General features: G+C 51.1%; 2 protein-coding genes. Both read right to left on the bottom strand.

The window, feature by feature from the left end; translation table 11 throughout:
* The coding region (locus tag B152_RS0114960; protein WP_020593243.1) for a CpaF/VirB11 family protein at positions 1–913 on the bottom strand (913 nt) is incomplete at its 3' end.
* Positions 913–1,496 (bottom strand): hypothetical protein (locus B152_RS23975; protein WP_033406642.1); only part of this gene is annotated, 584 nt, incomplete at its 5' end. The genes B152_RS0114960 and B152_RS23975, both read right to left, overlap by 1 nt.

The raw sequence follows: 1,496 nt of genomic DNA, 5'->3' as shown, positions 1-1,496 counted from the left end.
CCATCCGATCGCGATCTGGCTCCCAGATATCGGTAATCCGACGCCAACCCTGATGATCCCGTTTGATCTGGATAACGGCACCAACCATCTCCGCCATAAATTCGCTAACCCGGGGCATGTCTTGCCCGGACCAGGCGATGTTTTGTTCAAACTTGCGGTTGATCGCCTGTTTGGGGCTTTCGGCGTGGATGGTGCAGACAAAGCCGGTTACACCGGAGTTCAATGCACCCAGAGCCGCAAAGGCGTTTCCGGTGGATATCTCCCCGAAAATAATGTGGTCCGGGGTGATACGTACCAGATGGTCATAGATCTGGCGGTAGCTCAAAAGACCTGCAGAGGATCCTTCATCCCTGGCAGCGAGCAAAGAAGTCCCATTCCAGAACGGCTCCATATGCAGTTCGGGGGTGTCTTCGACTGAGACAACCCTCCGGTCGTTCGGCAGAAGTGTCAGCAGTTTATTGAGAAAGGTGGTTTTCCCGGTGTTTGTCGCTCCGGAAATAATGATGTTTTTTTCAACCGCGATAATGTTCTCAATGTATTCCTGAAGCGAGCCAGAAATACCGATGTCTTCCCAGGAGGGATCAAAGGGGTGTTTGCAACGTATGGCCAAAGACAGGCCAGAGCGCACAGAAGGACCGACCAAGCATTCAAAGCGGTGGCCCTGTTGTAAAGTAGTCGAGAGCTTTGGATTGCTATCCGGATCGAAGTTCAATCCCGCCTGATTGGCCAGTGACCAACAGATTTCCTCAATGAGATGTTGTGTCAGGACCGGGTCTGATGTCGCCACCAGACCCTTTCCGCGTACATCTGTGATAATCTCGCCCGGGCGCGACATCCGCATTTCGATAACGGTAGTGTCATCAAAATAGGTTGAAAGCGGTTCGAGAACCTTTTGAAGTACGAGATTGCCCATTACCAGCCCTCTGCACTATCCCAGGCGCTCTGGGTGTAGAGGGTTGCTGTCGGTGTTGGATATCCAGGAACACCACCGCGTCCAAAAAACCATCTGTAACGGGATTCGCTGCCTTGATTAACTTCTTCATATGAGCAGGAGCCGCCTTGCGTCGCGCTATAACTGGCGGTTTTTATTGCGGAAGATTCCTGGACGAAGTTTTGCCCATCCTCACGGGAAACAGGGCGAAACCCTTTATAATAGCCTGTAGACGTTCTTCTTGTGACCGATTTATTACCGCAGTTACCGAAGTTTACGGATACTTGCCCACTTGAATTAGACGTACTTTGCAGCTTCCAATAAGGGGCGGCGGTGACTGTACAGGCGAATATTGGTCCTACAGGTGTGCCTGTTCCAATAGGCTCTTTGTACTCAGTGCCATCAGGTCTTTTGTAGACTTTAACATCGGCAGTGGTTTTCATGGCGTCACAGCCTTCATAGGTGACGCCAGTGACTTCATTTCCAGAACGATCAAAAACATAAGGGGTTAAAGTCGAACCGGGGAGAACCACGGACTTCACTACCTCAAAGGGCGAACCATTTG

It is taken from the genome of Kiloniella laminariae DSM 19542, from assembly GCF_000374005.1.
GTDB classification, from domain to species: domain Bacteria; phylum Pseudomonadota; class Alphaproteobacteria; order Kiloniellales; family Kiloniellaceae; genus Kiloniella; species Kiloniella laminariae.
The sequence above is the reverse complement of the archived record's forward strand: the minus strand, read 5'-3'. Positions and strand labels throughout refer to the sequence as shown.